This window comes from Thioalkalivibrio sulfidiphilus HL-EbGr7 (genome assembly GCF_000021985.1).
Taxonomy (GTDB): Bacteria; Pseudomonadota; Gammaproteobacteria; order Ectothiorhodospirales; family Ectothiorhodospiraceae; genus Thioalkalivibrio_A; species Thioalkalivibrio_A sulfidiphilus.
In genome coordinates this window covers 3,067,884-3,087,467 of the sequence record NC_011901.1, presented here as the reverse complement: position 1 = coordinate 3,087,467, position 19,584 = coordinate 3,067,884, and the positions used below count along the sequence as shown (strand labels likewise).

The following is a 19,584-nucleotide window of genomic DNA, read 5'->3' as shown; positions in this document are numbered from 1 at the left end:
CGAGTGGCAAGTCTCAAGGAAAACCGGGTTCCCTGGCCACTTGAGACTTGCCACTCGCCACTGCCTTCTTGACGCCGGGCCCCGCGCCCGCTTTAATACAGCCCCTTCGACCCCGCCCCAGGCCATCTCAAGGCCCGACACGGGTGGTGTCAGTCAGATCAGGCCAGGTAGCTCAGTTGGTAGAGCAGGGGATTGAAAATCCCCGTGTCGGCGGTTCGATTCCGTCCCTGGCCACCATTTAAGCCTGCGACATTGCCCTGACATTTCTTGACGACATCATGGCAATGGTCTAACAAAGAGCATGACTACCCCGGTGGTTTCGACTGCCGGGCGCGGGGCCCTCAGGGGCCCCTGCTTTTTTCAGGACAGGGAAATGTCATCCAGCCAGCTTCGCACAATCGTCTATATCGATGGGTTCAATTTTTACTATGGCTCACTGAAGGGTACGGACTATAAGTGGCTGGATCTGGAAGCCCTGTTCGTCAGGGTTCTGGGTGAGCGCAACAACCTTGTTCGCATTAAGTATTTCACCGCGAAGGTTCAACCCACGGCACAGGACCCGGATGTCTCGATTCGACAGGCTACCTATCTGAGGGCTATTCAAAAGCACTCCCCCAAGGTGGAGGTCTACTACGGCCACTTTCTGCGACATCGCGTCTCCATGGAGAACGCGAATCCGCCTCCTCGGCTGGTACATGTCTGGAAAAATGAGGAAAAGGGCTCGGATGTGAACCTGGCCCTGCATGTGCTCAATGATGCCTGGCAAGATGCATATGATTGCGCGGTGATCGTATCCAATGACTCCGATCTGGCAGAGTCACTGAGGTTGGTTAAGACCCATCACGATAAAGTCATCGGCCTGGTGACACCAGGTGCGCCGAAACGAAAGACATCCGCGCAACTCAAGCGCTATGCGGATTTCGTAAGGCCCATCCGCAGATGGGCGCTTGAACAGAGTTTGTTGCCGGACCCCATACCTGGGACTTCGTTGCATAAGCCCCAGGCTTGGTGACAACGAAGAAACCGGGTCAGAGAGCAAATGCCTCTAATATTAACGACAATTCCTCTCTGACCCTGTTTCTCACAGGGCCGTTTTCACGTCCGCATTATTGTCCGTATCTTTCTCATGCATGTTATCCACAATATCATAAGCTTAGCGGATTGGTAATCCGAGGAAACGGTTGATTGATGTCCGCATAAATGTCCGACATATACCAACGGCATGCGGGCGCATGTTCCAAACGTCGATGCGACCACCGGCCGCGCTTGCTCGGGTTACTCCGCCACCCTTGTGATCAATGAGTGATGCGGTGCTATGTCATTTCGGCTGGAGTGCTTCCGTTGCCAACGTTTGAGCCCCGCCTGGCGGGCGATCCCGGCAGGCACACGTAGGTCTCCTGTCCGCAGCCAATCATGGCTCCGTGCGTGCGCGGAGACACGACCCCGTCCCCGCGTTTGCCTGCCTCACCCACAGCCGTTAAAGTCAGGTCAGAGAAGACAGACAGGGAGTGTGGTCGTTCATGGATCTGCCCGTTGCATCCCCGTCAGCCTGCATCCAGCAGGCTGCGCACTACGAGCCCACCGCGATTGAGCGCATGAGCGTAGGTCAGGGTGGTGGCCTCGTCCGCGTGCCCCTGCAATTCCTGTACCGTGCGGATGTCGTAGCCGCTCTCGAGCAGATGGGTGGTGAAGCTGTGGCGCAGCGTGTGGCGCAAGAAACCCAAGAAACCGGGTCAGAAAGTGAAAAAAGTGTCGAAAAAAGGCGTCAGATTTGTTTGTGCACCAAAGAAACCGGGTCAGAGCGCAAATGCCTCTGATATTAACGACAATTCCTCTCTGACCTGGTTTCTCCTATGGCAAGAATCGCATTACAACAAATCTCTAGCAAACAGGCCGAGTTCAATGAGCTTTCGGGTCTTCGTATACCCAAAAGACAAGAGTTCTTATTTAAATATTTGACGCAAGCCGAGCAAGCCAAAATCCGAAGCATTTACGGAGATAAAAGCGTTAACCTCTGGGGCGCAAAATATGCACAATCTGCCGCATGGGCAAATATGGTTGACAATCAAACCCTTGTTCTTTTCAGAAAACAACAAGACGTAGTAATGAGGGGTGTTACAGTTTTTAAGGTAATAAATGAAGAATTAGCTTTGGCTCTATGGGGTAGAGATACCACAGATGGCGAAACCTGGCCGCTCATTTATTTTCTTACAAAGTTGCAGAAAATCAGTCTTAAATCTAAAGAAGTTAACGAGTGTCTTGGGTATTCGCCAAATTATAATTGGCAGGGATTTAACGCTGTGCGTACACAGAAAGCAAATGATTGCATTACCCTGCTTTTAGACAAACTGAAGGAACGTCGGTTGTGACGCGCTCTAACAAGGCGGTGGAGCCGACTGGTTACCCACGGGCTGCAGCTTCGCTGCGCCCACGAGCAGCTAGCGGCTCACCTTCGTCGTTATGAGAATACGCAGCGACTGTTATAGACAGCTTATCATCCAAGATGCTGTATTAATTCTTCTTGTACTTCTCCGGGAGCCATGAAGCATGCCTGAAGAGTTAGTCTTCCGTAGCGTCTGCGGACCAGACCATTCTGACGCAGATATCGTCTTCATCCACGGCCTAACGGGAGATCCTGAAGAGACGTGGCAATCTGAAGACACCGGTGAATTCTGGCCTGAGTGGCTTTGCGACACCATTCCTAATGCGGCCGTCCATTCTCTGGGCTATCCAGCCAGCTTGTTTGGCAAATGGGCTAAAAAGGAGATGAACCTCTATGAGCGAGCGGTCAATGTGATCGAGGCCATGGTTGGTCGAGGAATCGGAGAAAGACCGCTGGTTTTCGTATGCCATAGTCTCGGTGGAATTCTCGCCAAGCAGATTATCCGGACGGCATCTGATTCTGATGACGAAGATTGGAAGCAGATTGCATCTTCGCTCCGAATGGTTGTGTTCTTGGCTACGCCTCACAAAGGCTCGTCATTGGCGTCGGTTCTTGATGCCTTCTTACCGCATTTTTCCTCAAAGCACGTTGGGCTGCTTACCGACGATTCTGGAGCATTGACTGAGTTGAATCAGCATTATCGGAACTTCGCCAATGGAAACAGCGAGTTCAAAACAGTGGTCTTTGTCGAGACTTTCAAGACCAAGAAAGCAGCGATCGTCGTTCCGAGAGATTCTGCTGACCCAGGTGTTCAAGGAACACAGCCTATTCCCGTCGATAAGGACCATATCAACATCAGCAAACCCAAGGACAAAGAAGACGTCGTCTATGTGAGTTTGGAACGGCGCATTCGCAAGATACTCCCCAAAGCGACCGGCAATGGCAGCGCAGGGTTTCCTGCAGATGACTACGGCGAGCAATCCGAAGACGACCGACGGGACTTGTTACAAAAGCTGATCGACGCCGGGAGGCAGCACGAATACTCAAACGCTAACCGCTATCAGAACAAATTTGCTCGCAACTACGCGAAACTGGGTCTGTATACGGAAGAGCGCGAGCGGAACGACGGCCTGCTCTCCGAAGTCGAACAGCATTTCATGACCCACATCTATCACCCTCTAATTTGCAAGAGTGCGCCCGATGATAATGTGCAAGATGCGCTGCAAGAAAAAGTAATTAACCCGATCTGGTCTCGGAACCAGCATTACCGCGATTTCTCCCATAAGACGGTTCTTGCTGCTTTGTACTTTTTGACGGAGCAGTGCTACATCCGTTGGGACCCGGAACAATGATGACGAGGGTCTGGTATCCGCAGCTCGATATCTACCACGCGATCCGGCGAGTTGCGGCGTTGCTGTATTTTTGGGAGAAGAGCACGGCCCCGTTGGAGCGTCTGTACATATCCGATTTCTACTTCGCCAATCCACCGCTGCTGCACAGCGTACACATGCCCGCCGATGTTCGAGCAACATTCAAAGATCTGGAGATTCAAAAGCCCGAAAAGTCCTTCTTGACGTACCCGACGCCATCCATTCTGTTCCACAAAATGGAGTCCATTCAAAAGAAAGCCGTTCAAGCCATGGCCGCCAGAAACCTCTTGAGCTCAGATGCACTCCATGAAGGCAATGCTTCGCTTTCCTGTTCCGGTGAGGAATTCGCCGAATCTCGCGTTGTGGGTGGACTTTCTGAGAGGGACATCAAGGTGATCGAGTTCTTAGCAAGAAGTTTCAGTCAAATCTCCGAAGGAGATTCGGTAGATCTGCGAAAAAGAACCGGATTGAGGAGGATGGTCTAAGACATGGATTGCCCACGATTCACACTTAACAGACTGCGCGTGTTGCGTCATGGCCACGTTGCCTATGACCAAGAGTTTCATGAAGGCGTCAACATCATCCGTGGCGAGAATGGCTCAGGAAAATCAACGATCGCCGATTTCATCTTCTACGCACTTGGTGGTGAGTTCGATTCTTGGAAGGATGCCGCCGCACACTGTGACGAGGTGCAGGCAGAGGTGGTTACAAACCATGGAAAGCTAACTCTCTTAAGAAAAATCGGGAACAAGACCACGCCCATCAAAGTATTTTTTGGCCCATTCGATCAAGCAGACAAGCATGCGTTGGATGGCTGGGAGACTTTCCCTATTCGAAGATCCGAGAGGCGCGAAAGCTTTTCTCAAGTTATGTTTCGCTCACTGAATATTCCGGAAGCTCAAAGTGTCGGCGCTTCGAACATCACAATGCATCAAGTTATGCGCCTGCTATACTCAGACCAAAGGACGCCGTCGACTCGCTTGTTCCGATTTGAGTCATTTGACAAACAGGATATTCGCGAAGCGGTTGGTGACCTGATCTGCGGAATTAGCGGCTATGAGATCTATGAAATCAGCTTAAATCTCCGGGAGTTGGATGCCGAATTCGCAAAGGTGAGCCAGAGGTTGTCATCACTAATCCAGGCGCTACCTCATGGAGCTCAGTTTGATCGACCGGACGCAATCGATCGCCAATGTCGTCAATTGGAAGAAGAAAAGTCGGCGGCATATCGAGAGATTGAAAATGTCGACTCTTTGGTGGAGCAAGGTGATAACAAAGACTTTCTGAAGGATCGGCAATCGGCACAGCAAAGCCTGGTTAAAGAGAAGAAAGCGATTGCCTCCTTGGAGGAATCCATTGCAAAACACGAGCTGGAGTTAGGAGAGCTCACAGAGTATCAGGCATTTCTCGCAGAACACATCGAGCAAGTTAAAGTCGCTGAGAGTACTTTCCAGGCCATCGGTGCAATAGAATTTACCCGTTGTCCCGCTTGCCTGTCGCATCTCCATCCAGTATCCGACCCACATGTCTGCAATGTTTGCGGTCAGCATACTGATCCTGAGGAAGACAAATCGAAGTACAACCAGGTTCGGCTTGATCTCGAAATTCAATTGCGGGAGTCAAAACAACTTTTCGCAGAACATGAGGCAAGGCTCACCAAGGATCGCGTCGAACTTCGCTGGCTTAAAAGGAGCTATTCGAAAAACCTATCCGAGTACTCGACCAAATTTGACCTGAGCTCTTCGCCACGAGAAGCCTTCTTGGCAGAACGCTATCAGCGCATCGGACAGATTGATCAAGAACTCACCCACCTGACAGACATGTTGTCCGTTGCGGAAGAAGTTCAATCTCTGTCACTGCGTAAGCAGGAGCTGCAAGGACAAATCACGGATCTTTCGGACCGCAGGAAAGCGCTAGAACGTCGGGCGGTAAGCCGGCGAAGCAAGGCGCTTAATGCTGTTTCTGAGTGGGGGCGCTTGTTGCTTAGAAGCGACCTCGATCGCCAGCCAGAGTTCAAGAACCCGGAGCTCGTTGAGCTCAATTTTCGGGATGATGCGATGTTCGTCGATGGGCAGATGAATTTCGCAGAAAGCAGCAACGTCTTCCTCAAGAACACAGCCATTTTCAGCCTGTTCATGGCTGCTGGTAACGATGAGCTATTCAACCATCCACGATTCATTCTGCTCGACAACGTCGAAGACAAGGGAATGGAGGTTGAGAGAAGTCACTTATTCCAGCGCCTGATCGTCGAACATTCGACCGAACTACGTGAACGTCACCAGGTCATCTACACCACATCAATGATGAACCCCGAGTTAGAACTCGATGACTATGTCATTGGGCCGCACTACACGCACGATAAACGAACGCTCAGGATCAAATAAAAAGACCGGGCAGGCCACATGGCTGATAACAGACATTAATGGAACAAAGGTGACTGAGTTATTTTCGAGGCGCGCAAATAAATCTGTCACCATTCTCATCATTTGGACGCACAAAAGCTGCGCTTTTTTCGCGCCCCTCATGCGAGCCTAATGTGCAATAGATATGAACGTAGAGAAAATAATCAAGGAATATGAAGAGACCATTTTCTGTAGATCAAATAGGAAACCATTTGATATTTCAACAAAGTGGGCAAAACATATAACTGAAAAGGCAAGTATATATGCTTTTTTTGAGAAAGGAAAAATTGTCTATGTTGGTGAAAGTGGGTCGCTTAAGGCAAGAATGCGCGATGTTCGCCGCACAGTAAATCACACATTAAGACGCAATATCGGAGTAAAGTTATTTTCACATATTAAGGGTTATGAGAAAGCAACATCAAAACAAAAATTCCCTGAACATATTGAACAGAAAGTAAATGAATACATGGAAACGCTGCATGTGGTGGTTGTTCCAATATTGTTCGGCAGAACAGAAATTGAAGAGTATTTGGTGTATAAGCACAAACCGAAGTTTAATACTAAAACCAAGCGAGCTGGTGCATAGCCATATCTTCCACTTGACTACGGCCCTGACGCACCTACGCAAGTGATGTTAAGTCGTTAGATTCCATCAAATCTTTCCAAATCCGCCGCATCCCAAAAGGCCAGCCTGATAATGCTGGCTTTTTTGTGTACCAGTCTCCAGCCCCCAGACTCCCCGGTGTGCCCATCAGCACAGCAGCCAGCCGCCCGTTGTTTTAGAATTCGGGCAAAGGCCCCAACCATGCGCACATTCCTCTCCCTCATTCTCCTCACAACCCTGGGCCACGGGGTTCTCCCTGCCCACGCCGACGCACCGCGCCAGCTGTACGTGCAGCCCTCCGCCCTGCTGCAGGTGGTGGAGACCCTGAAAGATGCGCCGGTGCAGTCCCACATGGCCTTTGCTTCTCTAACCCTTGAGGCCATGGTGCAGGCCTACGAGGAGGAGCTGGGCGAATCGGGGCTGGCGCGGGGGGCGGATGCGGCGCGGGATCGCAGGCTGGATCGCTGGCGCCAGGCCACGGCCCTGCAACTGCGGGAGCTGGACCAGGCCTGGCAGTGGCTGAACGTGGCTGAAGATGTACGGGTGCGCGCGGACCGCCAGGGGCAGGTGATGCTGCTCCTGGACGGCCGCCCCGTGCTGGTGAGCTGGCCGCGCATGCGCGACCAGGCCCGTCGCGAGGCGGAACTGCTGCAGCGCTTCTGCGCCGACTATCCCTGCGGCGAGACCCGGGCCCAGGGCACGGCCCGCGCGGTGCAGGGGGCGGATTGGGTCAATGGCGCCTGGAGTTTCAGCCAGGATCGGCGCCCGGGCTGGGAGTCGGAGACGGGGGTGCGTTGCGAGTACCCGGATCTGCGCGACCGGGAGGCCCGCGAGGCGCAATGCCGCGCCCTGGCCCTGGAGCTGGACACCCTGGCCCGGGTGCTCGCGCAGGTGCAGCGGGAAGGCGGGCGCATCGAGTGGCAGGCGATCCGCGTGCATGAGGAACCGGGCGGCGGGCAGCGTGTCACGGTCAACGCCCGGGAGGATTTCCTGCTGCTGCCCCTGGAGGCCGTTTCACGTCACAGCCTCGACTGGCGCGCCACCCAGCGCTGGCTGGAGCGCCGCGTGCGGGGCGTGCACAGCGCGGAGACGGTGCTGCATGTGCCCTGATATCAAACTGCCTGGCTGACCGCGAAACGCACCTGCGCCCAGGCGGCGCGGGCCCTGGCGTCTTCCGTGTCCTCGATGTCCGCCAGGCGCTGGTCGACGGCGCGGATGCGGTGCATCAGGCCTTCCCGATTGGCGATCTGGATGGCCAGACCCGGGCGGGCATTCAGCTCCAGAATCAGCGGGCCGTGGTCACGGTCGAGCACCACGTCCACACCGAGATAACCCAGGTCCGTGAGGTCGTGGCAGCGGGCGGCCAGTTCCAGCAGTGTGTCCCAGTCGGGGATGGGGATGCCGGCGATGTCCGCGCCGGTGTCCGGGTGGCGGGTGGTGATGCGGCTGTGCCAGACGCCGGTGAGGGTTTCGCCGCTGCCCATCTCCACGCCGGCGCCCACGGCGCCCTGGTGCAGGTTGGCCTTGCCGTCCGCCTGCCGGGTGGGCAGGCGCACCATGGCCATCACCGGGTAGCCCCGGTAGACCACGGTGCGGATGTCGGGCACGCCCTGGAAACTGACCTGCTCGAACAGCGGGTCGAACTGCACCCGGTATTCGATCATGGCGTGGTCGGGTTGCCCGCCCAGGCTGTACATGCCGCTCAGGATGTTGGCGCAGTGGTGGGCGATGGCCTCCAGGTCCATGAGCTTGCCGCTGGCGCGGCGAAACCCTTCCCCCATGCGTCCGGTGATCACCAGGATGCCGTCGCCACCCGCACCGTGGGCGGGCTTGATGACGAAGTCCTCGCGGCCCTCGAGCATCCGGCCCAGGCGCTTGATCTGCTGCTGGGTCTCGATCACGCCGTAGAGTTCCGGTACGGCGATGCCAGCGTCCAGGGCCAGGCGCTTGGTCTGCAGCTTGTCGTCCACCAGCGGGTAGTTGGCGCGCTCGTTGTACCGGGCGATGAACGCGCCGTTGCGCGCATTCATGCCCAGCACCCCCAGGCGGCGCAGTTCTCCCGGTGTGATGAACCAGCGCCCCAGCATCACGGAGCCTTCAGCGCGCGAAAGCGCAGCAGTTCCGTGAGCCGGTAGCCGGTGTAGCGGCCCAGCAGCAGGGTGAGCGCCAGCACGATGAGCAGCAGTTCCGGGAACACGAAGATCAGGTGCTCCAGCTGGCGGTTGATCATGATGAGGTAACTCACCGCCGCCACGGCGAGACTGCCGAGCCCCTGCTTGATGGCATCCGCGGGACTGTGTTCCTCCCACACCAGGGACATGCGCTCGATGGTCATGGCCAGGATCACCATGGGGAACAGGGCGAGCGACAGGCCCTGCTCGATGCCTAAGTTGTGGCTCAGGATGCTGATGCCGGCCATGAGCATGATCACCACGATCACCACTGAGGCCAGCCGCGGCACCAGCAGCAGCTTGAGGTGTTCCAGGTAGAAGCGGATGGCCAGGCCCAGGGAGACGATCAGGGTGAACAGGATGATGCCGCCCAGCAACTGGGTCTCGCGGAAGGACAGCGCGATCAGCACCGGCATGAAGGTGCCGAAGGTCTGGATGCCTACCACGTTTCTGAGCAGCACGATGATCAGCGCGCCCACGGGCACCATGAGCAGCACCCGGTACATGTTCTGGGTCTGCACCGGCAGGCCGAACAGGGAGAAGTCCACCACGCGAGAGTCCATCAGCTGGGCGCGCTGTTCGGCCACGTCGATGGCGTCGTGGATGTTGCGGGTCACCGCAAAGCTGATCTCCGGGCGGTTGGCCCGGTCCACCAGCAGGGGCTCGCGGTCGCCGTACCACCACACCAGGAAGTTGTCGGGGTAGCCGGCGGTGCCGGTGTGCGGGTTGATGGGCACCCATTCCCGGGTGTTGTGCACCTCCAGCCAGGCGAGCGGCGCGGCCTGCCGGGCCCAGTCGGTGAGGGTGATGCCATGCACCATACGCGCCGGTATGCGCGCGCCGGCGAGCAGTTCGATGGTGGTGCGCACCTTGTCGGCATCCGAGGCATTGCGCTGGATGAACAGCGCCGCGTTCTCGTCCGGCGCGGGGGAGTTCAGGTCGCTCACCAGCACCGAGGCGAAGCTGGTGATGTCGGCGGAACGATCGCGCACGCTGTCCAGCAGGGCCAGGGCGGCGGAGCGGTAGGGTTCGTCGTAGTCGGGGACCGACACCGGGCCGGGGTAGGGGGGCGCGGGGCGTTCCCGGTTCAGCTCATAGACCGTGGCTCGGTAGTAGAGCACCTGCCGGCCGCTGGGGGTGCGGGTGGTCCACTGGGCCTCCCGGTTCTCGCCCTGCTGGGCGGTGGTCAGGCCATAGCCCCGGGAGATGAAGTTCTCGTCCAGGATGCCGAAGCCCGGCGGGTCGTCGGGCAGGGCCAGGCGTGCGGTGAGCGCGCCGCCGCTGGGCTCGAAGGCCACCCGCGCCTCCACGACCCAGTTGTCCACGGTCTGGGCGGGTTTGAGCGGGAAGCCCAGCACGTTGACCTTGTAGACAACGAGGGCGAGGCTGGTGGCCAGCAGTCCCAGCACCAGCAGGGTCAGATGCAGTCTTTTCACGGGGAGATCGGCTCAGTCCGGGCAGCGGGGCGCTTGCAGGTTCTTGTGGCCGGAGTCCACCAGGACCAGGCCTTCCATGTGGTTGCGGCCGATCAGGGCCTGGTAGGTGAGCTCGGTGCGGTCGATGAGGCTGATCTCCGACTCCCGGTAGTGCTCACCCATGCAGATGCCCATGTTCACCACCGGGCGGCGCTGATGGTTGCCGTCGTGGCGGATGATGCGCACGTAGCGCACGATCTTGCGCTCCAGGCGCACCTTGTCGTTCTCGTCCCTGGGATTGACGATGTCGAAGCCGATCCACTCCTCGCCGTCGCGTTCGAAGATCTCCTTGTTCAGGGCGTTCAGGGAGGAGGTGGTGGCGCCGGTGTCCATCTTGGCATTGAGCCGGATGTTCTCGGGCTTGAGCACCACCTGTTCCACCCAGCCGTGGATGCTCAGTTCGGCGAGGTCCCTGGGGGGCTCCGGGGTCTCTGCCTGGAGCGGCAGGGTCCAGGCGGCGAGGATCAGGATCCAGGGGATGATGCGGGGCATGACCTTGACCTTGGTGTGGACTTGCGGGCGGGTGTGAGGCTTAAGTGCGGATGTCTACGAGTATTTTTGTCCGCATGGGTCCGGGATGGTTCCCCTGGATGTGAAGCAGCCCTGCCCGGATGCGGGTGTTTCGGGCGCTGATCGTCCGTATACTGTTGCCTAGGTCATATAGATGTCTTGGGCCGTGGCCGTCTCATTCTTCAAGAGGCGGGAACAGGGTGGCAGGATTCATGTCTGTATGCTTTTCTGGCGCAGTCGGGGGACGTGGCCTAGGCTGAAGTAACAGGTTCGGTCACGGGCTCCCATACGCAGTCGAACATTACATTCAGCCGGTCTGCGGGCCGGTTCCGGGCAAGAGGCGGAGGTTGGACATGAGCGATTATGTGCTGTGGTTCGAGGAGCTGGGCATGCACGACGTGCCCCGGGTGGGCGGCAAGAACGCCTCCCTGGGCGAGATGATCAGCGGGCTGTCCGAGGCCGGGGTGAAGGTCCCCGGCGGCTTCGCCACCACGGCCGAGGCCTATCGCGAGTTCCTGCGCCACGAGGACCTGGACAAGCGCATCAACGGGCTGCTCGACAAGCTGGACGTGGACGACATCAACGCCCTGCGCGAGGCCGGGCGCACCATCCGTCAGTGGGTGGTGGAGACGCCGTTCCCGCAGCCGCTCACCGACGCCATCCGGGAAGCGTACAAGCGCCTGGAGGCGGAGACCGAGGGCGAGTGCACCGTGGCCGTGCGTTCCTCGGCCACCGCCGAGGACCTGCCCGACGCCTCCTTCGCCGGCCAGCAGGAGACCTTCCTCAACGTGCGCGGCGAGGAAGGCGTGTTCAAGGCCATCCACGAGGTGTTCGCCTCCCTCTACAACGACCGCGCCATCTCCTACCGGGTGCACCAGGGCTTCGATCACGCCGAGGTGGCCCTGTCCGCCGGCATCCAGCGCATGGTGCGCAGTGACGTGGGCGCGAGTGGCGTGATGTTCACCCTGGACACGGAATCCGGTTTCCGCGACGCGGTGTTCATCACCGGCGCCTGGGGCCTGGGCGAGACCGTGGTGCAGGGCGCCGTGAACCCGGACGAGTTCCATGTCTACAAGCCCGCCCTGGCCGCCGGCCGGCCCGCCATCCTGCGCCGTAACATGGGCTCCAAGGCCATCAAGATGATCTTCGGCGAGGACGGCAAGCACACCCGAACCGTGGAGGTGGAGGCCGCCGAGCGCTACCGTTTCTGTCTCACCGATGAGCAGGTCATGGATCTCGCCCGCCAGGCGGTGATCATCGAGAAGCACTACGGGCGCCCCATGGACATCGAATGGGCCATGGACGGCGTGGACGGTGGTCTGTACATCGTTCAGGCCCGGCCCGAGACCGTGGAGAGCCGTGCCGACGGCCAGGTGATCGAGCGGTTCCGCCTCAAGCAGAAGGGCGGCAGGATCTTCGCCACGGGCCGCGCCATCGGTCAGAAGATCGGTGCCGGCAAGGTGCGCGTGGTCTCGGGTCTGGACGAGATGGACAAGGTGCAGCCCGGCGACGTGCTGGTCACCGACATGACCGACCCGGACTGGGAGCCGATCATGAAGCGCGCCGCGGCCATCGTCACCAACCGCGGCGGTCGCACCTGCCACGCCGCCATCATCGCCCGCGAGATGGGCATCCCCGCCGTGGTGGGCTGCGGCAACGCCACCGATACCATTCCCGACGGCGCCGAGGCCACGGTGGTCTGCGCCGAGGGCGACGAGGGTCGTGTCTACGAGGGCAAGCTGGACTTCGACGTGCTGCGCACCCGCACCGACAGCATGCCCGATCTGCCCGTGAAGGTGATGATGAACGTGGGCAACCCGGGCCGTGCCTTCCACTTCAGCAGCATCCCCAACCACGGCGTGGGCCTGGCGCGCCTGGAGTTCATCATCAACAACATGATCGGCGTGCACCCCAAGGCGCTGCTGGAATACCACACCCTGCCCGATGAGCTGCGCGCCGAGGTGGACAAGCGCATCGCCGGCTACAAGGACCCGGTGAGCTTCTACGTGGACCGCCTGGTGGAGGGCATCAGCACCCTGGGCGCCGCGTTCGCGCCCAAGCCGGTGATCGTGCGCCTCTCGGACTTCAAGTCCAACGAATACGCCAACCTGCTGGCCGGCGATCGCTACGAGCCCGACGAGGAAAACCCCATGATCGGTTTCCGGGGCACCTCGCGCTATCTCTCCGACGACTTCCGCGCCTGCTTCGAGCTGGAATGCCAGGCGGTGCGCCGGGTGCGCGAGGACATGGGGCTCACCAACGTGGTGATCATGGTGCCCTTCGTGCGCACCCTGGCCGAGGCCGAGGGGGTGATCAAGCTGCTGGGCGAGATGGGACTCAAGCGCGGCGAAAACGGTCTCAAGATCTACATGATGTGCGAGATCCCCTCCAACGCCGTGATGGCCGACGAATTCCTCAAGCACTTCGACGGCTTCTCCATCGGCTCCAACGACCTCACCCAGCTGACCCTGGGCCTGGACCGCGACTCCGGCCTGGTGGCCGGCAGCTTCGACGAGCGCGACCCGGCGGTGAAGAAGATGCTGTCCATGGCCATCGAGGCCGCTCACCGGGCCGGCAAGTACGTGGGCATCTGCGGCCAGGGTCCGTCAGACTACCCGGACCTCGCCCAGTGGCTCATGGAGCAGAAGATCGAGAGCATCTCGCTCAATCCGGACACGGTGGTGGACACCTGGATGCAGCTGGCGGGGCAGGGGGAGAACTGAAGTGCGAAATGTGAATTGGGAAGTGAGAAGGGGACGCCCGGGAGAGGAACCTCAGCGGTGGCGTGCGAGCATCACTTCGCACCTCCCAATTCACACTTCGTACTTCTAGACCCGTGTCGACCCGTTCCGTCTTCTACGTCTCCGACGGCACCGGCATCACCGCCGAGACCCTCGGGCATACCCTGCTCACCCAGTTCGACCAGGTGCAGTTCAGCCCGGTCAACCTGCCCTTCGTGGACAGCGAGGAGAAGCTGGACGCGGCGCTGCTGCGCATCAGTCGGGCCGCGGACCAGGACGGTGCGCCGCCGCTGGTGTTCAGCACCCTGATCGACCGGCGCCTGCGCGAGGCCCTGGCGAGCCGCTGCAAGGGGGTGGTGTTCGACCTGTTCGAGACCTACACCAGCGGCCTGGAACAGGCCCTGGGGGTGTCCGCCAACCACGTGGCGGGTCGTTCCCACGGCATGGGCAACCTGCACACCTACACCCGGCGTATCAACGCCCTGAACTACGCCCTGGCCAATGACGATGGTGCGGTGGTGCGGGACTATCCCATGGCGGACGTGATCCTCATGGGCGTCTCGCGCAGCGGCAAGACCCCCACCTGCCTGTACCTGGCCCTGCAGTTCGGCATCCAGGCGGCCAACTACCCGCTCACCGAGGACGACTTCGAGACCGGCGACCTGCCGGGCTTGCTGGTGCCCTACCGCAACAAGCTGTTCGGTCTGACCGTGGATCCGGAGCGCCTGCAGCAGATCCGCAGCGAGCGCCGCCCCAACAGCCGCTACGCCAGCGCCGAGCAGTGCCGCAAGGGAACTGGCCGCCGCCGAGGCCCTGTTCCGCCGGGAACAGATCCCCTTTCTCAACATCACCTTCATGTCCGTGGAAGAGATCGCCGCCACGCTGGTGCACCAGGCGAGTCTGAAGAAGCGGCTGTAGGGTGTCTGAGGTGTTGGCCTCCCGCACAGAAACGCAGAGCACGCAGAGACGCGGAGAACGCAGGGTTTATTATTTGAAATCCTTTGCGTTCTCCGCGTCTCTGCGTCCTTTGCGTGATCAGAACTGTTGACGCCTATCCCCTCACACCTCTCCCCGCACGATCCCCAGCCGTTCCAGCCAGCGCTCATCACCCACCACGATGAACTCCGGGTTGAGCAGGGATTCGCCGGTGTTGCAGCTCAGGGGGTGGCCCTGCAGATCGAGCACTTGGCCGCCGGCCTCGGTGACGATGCACTGGGCGGCGGCGGTGTCCCACTCGCTGGTGGGGCCGAGACGCGGGTAGATGTCGGCGCGGCCTTCGGCCACCAGGCAGAACTTCAGGGAACTGCCCATGGACAGGTATTCGTGTTCGCCCAGGCCGGCGAGGAAGTCCGCCATGCGCTCGGTGCCGTGGGAGCGGCTGCCGGCCACCACCGGCCTGGTCCGGCGCCGGCTGATGTGCAGGGCCTCGGGTTCCCCCTCGGCGGCGATGCGCTGCGCGCCCAGGCCCCGGGCGGCCCGGTAACAGACCCCCAGCACCGGCGCGTGCACCACGCCGAGCACGGGCTCGTGCTCATGGATCAGGGCGATGTTGACGGTGAACTCGCCGTTGCGCTTGACGAACTCCCGGGTGCCGTCCAGCGGATCCACCAGCCAGTAGGTGCGCCAGCCGGCGCGTACCGCGTAGGGGATCTGCTCCGATTCCTCGGAGAGTACCGGCAGGCCGGGGGTCAGTTCCTTCAGCGCAGAGACGATGAGGCGGTGGGCCGCCATGTCCGCCTCGGTGAGCGGCGAGCGGTCGTCCTTCTCCAGGACCTCGAAGCCCTGTTCATAGATGGCCAGGATGCTTTCGCCGGCCTGGCGGGCGATCAGGCAGGCATTGTTGCGCAGGTGCTCCAGGGTGAGTCCTTCGGGCAGGTCGTCGGGTTTCATGCCTTGAGTCTCTCCCGGGTCAGGTACAGGGCTGCGATGCTGCGTGCCTCGGTGAAGTCATCGCGCGAGAGCAGTTGCTCGATGTCGGACAGGGGCCAGGGCACCACCTCGATCTCCTCGGGCTCATCCCCTTCCAGGCGCTGCTCGTGCAGGTCCTGGGCCAGCACCACGTGGGTGGTGTGACTGAGATAACCGGGTGCCACGGTGAGGGAGGTGAGATGGGTGAGGGTGCGGGCGCCATAGCCGATCTCTTCCATGATCTCCCGGTTGGCGGCCAGCAGCAGGTCCTCGCCCGTCTCGATGCGCCCCTTGGGCAGGGCCAGTTCGTAGCGGTCGGTGCCGGCGGCATATTCCCGGATCAGCAGCACGGTGCCGTCGTGCATCACGGGCACGATGAGCACCGCGCCCCGGCCCGAGCCCACCAGGCGCTCGTAGCGGGTGCTCACGCCGTTGGAGAATTGAAGCTCCAGTTCCTCCACGTGAAACAGGCGGCTGCGCGCCACGGTGCGGCTGCTCAGGATGCGGGGTTTCTTGCGCACTCGGGTCTCCCGGAAGGCCCATGGTTCCGGGCCTTATTGTAACCCAGGCAACGCGGGATACTGGGGTCGTGGCCGGATTTGAGACACAATGTCCGCCATGAGCAGAAACGACGACCTCCCCCGTTCCCCGGCGCTGGACTGGGCGCGCATCTCCACCGTGCTGCTGGACATGGACGGCACCCTGCTGGACCTGCATTTCGACAACTATTTCTGGCTGGAACACGTGCCCCGCCGCCTGGCCCAGGCCCGGGGCATGGACGAGGCCGAGGCCCATGCCTTCGTGCGCGAGCGCACGGCTGCGGTGCGCGGCCGCCTGGTCTGGTACTGCCTGGACTACTGGAGCCGGGAGCTGGACCTGGACATCGTGGCGCTGAAGCGCGAGGTCATGCACCTGATCGCCGTGCACCAGCACGCGGAGGCCTTCCTGGCCGCGCTGCGGGAAAGCGGCCGGCGGGTGATGCTGGTCACCAACGCCCACCGGGGCAGCCTGGACCTGAAACTGGAACGCACCGGCATCGGCGCCCATTTCCACCGCCTGGTCAGCGCCCATGACCTGGGCCGGGCCAAGGAGGAGCCGGGCTTCTGGGAGGCCCTGCGGGTGCGCGAGGGCTATGCGCCCGGGGAGACCCTGCTGGTGGACGACAACCTGGACGTGCTCCGCTCCGCCCGTGACTTCGGCATCGCCCACCTGCGCGCCGTGCGCCGACCGGACACGCGACGCTCGGAGGTGGATACGGGGGAGTTCGTGGGGATCGAGGACTTCAGGGAATTGGAACCACCTCGGAAGTGAGAAGTGGGAATTGGGAATTGGGAAGTAGGAAGTAGGAAGTAGGAAGTAGGAAGTAGGAAGTAGGAAGTAGGAAGTAGGAAGTAGGAAGTTTAGGCCTTTTACTTCTCACTTCTCACTTCTCACTTCTCACTTCCCTCACCCTCTCTTCCACTTCTTGAACCGCTTCTTGCAGTACTTCAGCAGCGTCTGGTAATCCGGGAAGTACAGGTCGAAGCCCTCCTCGGCGGGGGCGTCGTATTCGCAGTAGTCGTTGGAATGGTCGCGGCAGATCTGCGGCCGCGCCTCGTAGATGCCGCAGCGTCCGCCGGGTTGCAGGTGGGTGCAGCGGGTCTCCATCAGCAGGTACCAGCCGTCCTCGTCCTTGTAGGCGCGCACGTTCTCGTGGGAGACCTGCCAGAGCAGGTGCTCGAAGTCGTACTTGGTGCGCGGCGTGTCGATGGCCTGGGTGATGTAGGTGCAGCACTTGGAGTTGGTGCAGAAACCGCACTTGTTCTCCGGGGTGATCTCGATGGGGGTGGCGGTCTTCACCGGAATCTTGGCCAGTCGGCTCATGGGGTTCTCACTTCACGGGGGTGGGCAGGTTGCGGATCAGGTCCAGGCGGATCATGACCGGCTCGCCCTGTTCGTTGGTGGCGCTCAGATACCGGCGCCCTGCCTGCTCGATCACTTCCAGGGGGGTCACCCGACCCATCCAGGCCTGGTCGCTGTGCTCGTCGGCCCAGTGCAGGGCCAGGGTCTCGCCGGTGAGGATGGCGATCTCCAGGCGCTCGGTCACGTGGCGGGGGACGTCCTGGTAGGGCTTCATGGCATCGTGTGCTTGTGGGGTGGCGCCCAATGATAGCGAAGCCGCTTGCTCATGTCCCCGCCGGCCCGTCGTCCGGGGCCAGGATAAACAGCGCATAGGGCCCGCCTGCTGATCGGCGAACCTTCGGCTGATGGCGGGCACGGCCCGCCCTATGGCACTGCGCGCCGCTCGGCGGTCCCAAGGTGTAAAGGAGAAAAGCGATCCTCTCACGGAGCCACGGGGACACGGGGTTTTCAAAGCAAAAGCCTTTCTCCGTGTCCCCGTGGCTCCGTGAGAGGTGCTGTTCTTCAATGGAAGGGGTCATGGCTGCCCAAACCCACATGAGGCCGCGGATTGAGGCTAATGTTCGGCTCAGCTGTCATGCCGGTAACGGGTGGGATCGGCGATGCCGGCCGCGCGGAAGGCCGCCCTGCGGTGCAGGCACTGGGGACAGGCGCCGCAGTGGGTCTCGTAGCCCAGCAGGCAGCTCCAGGTGCGGGCGAAGTCCACGCCCAGGGAGACACCCAGGCGGATCACCCCGGCCTTGTCCCGGTCAATCAGCGGCGTGGTGATCTCCAGGCCCGGTTGAAGGTCGTGGATCAGGGCGCGGAAGTGTTCCAGGAAGCCCGGTGAGGCGCTGGGATAGGCGGCCAGGTCGTCCCGGTTCAGTGCCAGGACAACCCGGTCGATGCCGCCCCGGGCGGCATAGCTCACCGCCAGGGACAGGATCACCAGGTTGCGGTGGGGCAGGGGGACGTGGGGGCGCTTGAGCAGCCCGTCGCGGAAGGTCCCACCCGTCGCCGAGAGGTCCAGTTCCACCGGCGTGAGGCCGTGGCTTTCACACTGCGCCCGGGCGGCGTCCCGCTCACGCAGCGCGCCCCGCTGGCCGTAGTCCACCACCAGGGGTGTCACGGGCCGCTGCCGGGATTCCAGGGCCAGCAGGGTGGCGCTCTCGATACCGCCGCTCAGCAGCAGGAGGGAACCGTTGACGCCAGAGGGACTCGAAATCGGCATGGATGTCCCCATATTCATAGTAAGAGTGAACGCGCCCGGACGGAGGGTACTGACGCCATGAGCCAGGCAACTTTCAGCATCGGACAGATCATACATCACCGCCTGTTCGGCTATCGGGGCGTGGTGGTGGACGTGGATCCCGTCTTTCAGGGTACCGAGGAATGGTATGCCCAGGTGGCCCAGAGCCAGCCGCCCAGGGACGAACCCTGGTATCACGTGCTGGTGGACGGTGAGGCGGTGGAGACCTACGTGGCCCAGCAGAACCTGGAACCCGGGGACGCCAGCGAACCCATCGAGCACCCCTATACCGAGGCCTTCTTCACCGGCTTCGTGAACGGTGTCTACCGTCACCGCATGCGCGTGAACTGATGCTGGATCGTATTCGACGCTTCTTCGACGAGCACATCGCGGCACCGGCGGCCAGCGTGCCGGCGCCGCGGTTTGCGTCCGGGAAAAACCGGCGGCCGGATGCCGATCCTGCCCATGCCCTGCACCTGGCCACGGCCGCCCTGCTGTTCGAGGTCAGCCGCGCGGATTTCCATGTCCACGACAAGGAACTGGAGGCCATGGCTCAAATCCTGGAACGCCAGTTCCAGTTGAGTGCCGATGAGACCCGGGAGCTGCTCGACCTGGCCCGCGCCGAGAGCGACGAGATGCTGTCCCTGCATCCCTTCGTGCGCCTGATCAACGAGAACTTCGAGCCTGATCAGCGCGCGCGCATCATGGAGGATCTCTGGCAGGTGGCCTATGCCAAGGGCGAACTGGACAAGCACCAGGAATACACGGTGCGCAAGATCGCGGACCTGCTGTACGTGCCGCACCCGGTGTACATCAGGACCAAGCTCAAGATTGAGGAAGGCGCCAGAGACAAGAGACAAGAGACAAGAGACAAGTAAGATGCAGTCGATTTT

Annotated in this window: 19 protein-coding genes, 1 tRNA gene and 2 pseudogenes; 13 read left to right on the top strand and 9 right to left on the bottom strand. The window is 60.7% G+C overall.

The window, feature by feature from the left end; translation table 11 throughout:
* Positions 1-161 precede the first annotated feature (161 nt).
* Together TGR7_RS14770 and TGR7_RS14765 are read left to right on the top strand one after the other, a co-directional pair.
* Positions 162-237: transfer RNA gene (locus TGR7_RS14770), tRNA-Phe, on the top strand.
* Between the two features lie 136 nt (positions 238-373).
* Positions 374-1,012: an NYN domain-containing protein gene (locus tag TGR7_RS14765; RefSeq protein WP_012639478.1), complete on the top strand. Its 639-nt coding sequence runs from the start codon at positions 374-376 to the stop codon at positions 1,010-1,012.
* A 532-nt stretch (positions 1,013-1,544) separates the two neighbouring features.
* On the opposite strand, the pseudogene TGR7_RS14760 reads toward TGR7_RS14765, so the two are convergent.
* Positions 1,545-1,709, bottom strand: a pseudogene (locus TGR7_RS14760) (tyrosine-type recombinase/integrase); the annotation flags it as partial.
* 144 nt (positions 1,710-1,853) lie between these two features.
* Between TGR7_RS14760 and TGR7_RS17540 the strand changes: the two are divergent.
* The 6 genes from TGR7_RS17540 (at position 1,854) to TGR7_RS17945 (ending at position 7,869) form a co-directional block, all read left to right on the top strand.
* Positions 1,854-2,369 carry a hypothetical protein gene (locus TGR7_RS17540; RefSeq protein WP_148211516.1) on the top strand — a complete coding sequence of 172 codons (516 nt, stop codon included), beginning with the start codon at positions 1,854-1,856 and terminating at the stop codon, positions 2,367-2,369.
* A 178-nt stretch (positions 2,370-2,547) separates the two neighbouring features.
* The gene (locus TGR7_RS14755) at positions 2,548-3,735 is read left to right on the top strand and encodes an ABC-three component system protein (protein WP_012639477.1); all 1,188 of its coding nucleotides are present in this window, start codon (positions 2,548-2,550) and stop codon (positions 3,733-3,735) included.
* On the top strand, positions 3,732-4,238 hold the full coding sequence (locus TGR7_RS14750; RefSeq protein ID WP_012639476.1) for an ABC-three component system middle component 5: 507 nt from the start codon (positions 3,732-3,734) through the stop codon (positions 4,236-4,238). The genes TGR7_RS14755 and TGR7_RS14750 overlap by 4 nt, the downstream gene beginning before the upstream one ends.
* 3 nt (positions 4,239-4,241) lie before the next feature.
* Complete coding sequence (locus TGR7_RS14745; RefSeq protein WP_012639475.1) at positions 4,242-6,137, top strand: AAA family ATPase; 1,896 nt, start codon at positions 4,242-4,244, stop codon at positions 6,135-6,137.
* A gap of 163 nt (positions 6,138-6,300) precedes the next feature.
* Positions 6,301-6,741, top strand: coding sequence for a GIY-YIG nuclease family protein (locus tag TGR7_RS17535; protein ID WP_148211515.1), 441 nt, complete (start codon positions 6,301-6,303; stop codon positions 6,739-6,741).
* A 219-nt stretch (positions 6,742-6,960) separates the two neighbouring features.
* A complete protein-coding gene (locus tag TGR7_RS17945) occupies positions 6,961-7,869 on the top strand; it encodes a hypothetical protein (protein WP_012639474.1) in 909 nt (302 codons plus the stop codon).
* A 2-nt stretch (positions 7,870-7,871) separates the two neighbouring features.
* Here the strand turns inward: TGR7_RS17945 and TGR7_RS14735 are convergent, their stop codons facing one another.
* Genes TGR7_RS14735 through TGR7_RS14725 form a run of 3 tightly spaced genes read right to left on the bottom strand, consistent with a single transcriptional unit; the run spans position 7,872 to position 10,897 of the window.
* Positions 7,872-8,846, bottom strand: a complete 975-nt coding sequence (locus tag TGR7_RS14735; protein WP_012639473.1) for an alpha-L-glutamate ligase-like protein — start codon at positions 8,844-8,846, stop codon at positions 7,872-7,874.
* Entirely contained in the window at positions 8,846-10,366 is a 1,521-nt protein-coding gene (locus TGR7_RS14730) for an inactive transglutaminase family protein (protein ID WP_012639472.1), read from the bottom strand. The genes TGR7_RS14735 and TGR7_RS14730 overlap by 1 nt, the downstream gene beginning before the upstream one ends.
* Positions 10,367-10,378: 12 nt before the next feature.
* Positions 10,379-10,897, bottom strand: coding sequence for an ATP-dependent zinc protease family protein (locus TGR7_RS14725; protein ID WP_012639471.1), 519 nt, complete (start codon positions 10,895-10,897; stop codon positions 10,379-10,381).
* 371 nt (positions 10,898-11,268) lie between these two features.
* On the opposite strand from TGR7_RS14725, the gene ppsA reads away from it, so the two are divergent.
* Both ppsA and ppsR read left to right on the top strand, forming a co-directional pair.
* The gene (gene ppsA / locus TGR7_RS14720) at positions 11,269-13,638 is read left to right on the top strand and encodes a phosphoenolpyruvate synthase (protein ID WP_012639470.1); all 2,370 of its coding nucleotides are present in this window, start codon (positions 11,269-11,271) and stop codon (positions 13,636-13,638) included.
* A 113-nt stretch (positions 13,639-13,751) separates the two neighbouring features.
* Positions 13,752-14,574: pseudogene (ppsR, locus tag TGR7_RS14715) on the top strand (posphoenolpyruvate synthetase regulatory kinase/phosphorylase PpsR).
* A gap of 141 nt (positions 14,575-14,715) precedes the next feature.
* On the opposite strand, the gene cysQ reads toward ppsR, so the two are convergent.
* Both cysQ and nudE read right to left on the bottom strand, forming a co-directional pair.
* Positions 14,716-15,546, bottom strand: coding sequence for a 3'(2'),5'-bisphosphate nucleotidase CysQ (cysQ, locus tag TGR7_RS14710; RefSeq protein ID WP_012639468.1), 831 nt, complete (start codon positions 15,544-15,546; stop codon positions 14,716-14,718).
* Complete coding sequence (gene nudE / locus TGR7_RS14705) at positions 15,543-16,085, bottom strand: ADP compounds hydrolase NudE (RefSeq protein ID WP_012639467.1); 543 nt, start codon at positions 16,083-16,085, stop codon at positions 15,543-15,545. Before nudE ends, cysQ begins: the two co-directional genes overlap by 4 nt.
* Positions 16,086-16,173: 88 nt before the next feature.
* On the opposite strand from nudE, the gene yrfG reads away from it, so the two are divergent.
* The gene (yrfG, locus tag TGR7_RS14700) at positions 16,174-16,875 is read left to right on the top strand and encodes a GMP/IMP nucleotidase (RefSeq protein ID WP_012639466.1); all 702 of its coding nucleotides are present in this window, start codon (positions 16,174-16,176) and stop codon (positions 16,873-16,875) included.
* Positions 16,876-17,010: 135 nt separating this feature from the next.
* Here yrfG and TGR7_RS14695 read toward each other — a convergent pair whose 3' ends face one another.
* The 3 genes from TGR7_RS14695 to TGR7_RS14685 form a co-directional block, all read right to left on the bottom strand.
* Entirely contained in the window at positions 17,011-17,427 is a 417-nt protein-coding gene (locus tag TGR7_RS14695) for a YkgJ family cysteine cluster protein (protein ID WP_012639465.1), read from the bottom strand.
* 7 nt (positions 17,428-17,434) lie between these two features.
* Positions 17,435-17,680 (bottom strand): WYL domain-containing protein, encoded by a 246-nt coding sequence (locus tag TGR7_RS14690; protein ID WP_012639464.1) that lies wholly within the window; start codon positions 17,678-17,680, stop codon positions 17,435-17,437.
* A gap of 351 nt (positions 17,681-18,031) precedes the next feature.
* Positions 18,032-18,673 carry a 7-cyano-7-deazaguanine synthase gene (locus tag TGR7_RS14685; protein WP_012639463.1) on the bottom strand — a complete coding sequence of 214 codons (642 nt, stop codon included), beginning with the start codon at positions 18,671-18,673 and terminating at the stop codon, positions 18,032-18,034.
* Positions 18,674-18,730: 57 nt separating this feature from the next.
* On the opposite strand from TGR7_RS14685, the gene hspQ reads away from it, so the two are divergent.
* Positions 18,731-19,042, top strand: coding sequence for a heat shock protein HspQ (gene hspQ / locus TGR7_RS14680; protein WP_012639462.1), 312 nt, complete (start codon positions 18,731-18,733; stop codon positions 19,040-19,042).
* Complete coding sequence (locus TGR7_RS14675) at positions 19,042-19,569, top strand: tellurite resistance TerB family protein (RefSeq protein WP_012639461.1); 528 nt, start codon at positions 19,042-19,044, stop codon at positions 19,567-19,569. Before hspQ ends, TGR7_RS14675 begins: the two co-directional genes overlap by 1 nt.
* The last annotated feature ends 15 nt before the right edge of the window (positions 19,570-19,584 follow it).